This window comes from Microbacterium umsixpiens (assembly GCF_053543675.1).
Genome location: NZ_JBLVOH010000201.1, coordinates 1 through 1,076 on the forward strand (window position 1 = coordinate 1; position 1,076 = coordinate 1,076).

General features: G+C 70.4%; 2 protein-coding genes. Both read right to left on the reverse strand.

From position 1 onward, the window contains the following. A partial coding sequence (locus tag ACNPM4_RS17760; protein ID WP_448986563.1) for a translation initiation factor IF-2 N-terminal domain-containing protein occupies window positions 1–687 on the reverse strand: 687 nt, incomplete at its 3' end. A 94-nt stretch (window positions 688–781) separates the two neighbouring features. Further along, entirely contained in the window at window positions 782–1,036 is a 255-nt protein-coding gene (locus ACNPM4_RS17765) for a YlxR family protein (RefSeq protein WP_448986583.1), read from the reverse strand. Window positions 1,037–1,076 lie beyond the last annotated feature (40 nt).

Genomic DNA, 1,076 nt, shown 5'->3' on the forward strand with positions numbered 1-1,076 from the left:
GGGACGACCGGGGCCGCCGGGACGCTGCTGGAACGGAGCGCCGGGACGACCGCCACCACCGCTACGGGGCGCACCGGGACGAGGCGAACCGGGACGCGGAGCACCCGGACGGGGTGCACCGGGGCGCGGAGCCTGCGGACGCGGGATGTTGCCCGGCGTCGGGCGCTGACCCATGCCCTGGGCGGATGCGAAGGGGTTGTTACCCGGGCGGGGTCCGGCCGGGCGCTGCCCCATCCCCTGCGCGGAGGAGAACGGGTTGTTGCCGGGACGCGGAGCGCCAGGAGTCGGTGCACCGCCCTCTGCAGGCTTGGGTGCGTCCGCTGCCGCTGCTGCAGGTGCCTCTGCCACGGGGGCAGGCGCCGGTGCAGCGGGCGCGGGCGCCTCGGGGGCCGGAGCCTCCGGGGCAGGCTTGGGACCGGGCTTCGGGCCCGGGGTGGGTCCGGGCTTGGCGCCCGGCTTCGCTGCCGACTTGGCGGCAGCCGGCTTGGACGCGGGAGCAGCTTCAGCCGCACCCTTGAGCGACCCGTCGGCCTCGATCGCCGCGCGCAGCTTGCGCGCCACCGGCGGTTCGATGGTCGAAGAGGGGCTCTTCACGAACTCGCCGAGTTCTTTGAGCTTTGCAAGAGCGACCTTGCTGTCGACGCCGAGTTCGGCGGCGATCTCATGTACGCGTGGTTTACCAGCCACAATTCTCCTGTCTGAGTCGGTCCACCCAGACAGGGCAGACCACTAGTCGCGGACGGGTCTCATTTCGAGCCGTTCACTTTGTTTCCATAGCTGTTCAGCCTTTGTTTCTTGGTGGGTGCTGTTCGAAGGTCCGCGTGTCCAGCTCAGTGGATACGCGCAGTGCTCGTCCGAATGCGCGGCGCCGCAGAGCGGCATCCATGCATTCCCGAGTCGGATGGACCCACGCGCCGCGCCCCGGCAGGACAGCACAGTCATCGGGGATGAGGGTGTCGTTCTGGGCCACCACCCTGAGCAGGGCGGTGCGGGGAGCACGCGTGCGACAACCGACGCACGTTCGTACGGGTTCCATCTTACACCTGCGTTTCACCCCGCCTCGCCCGCACGCCCGG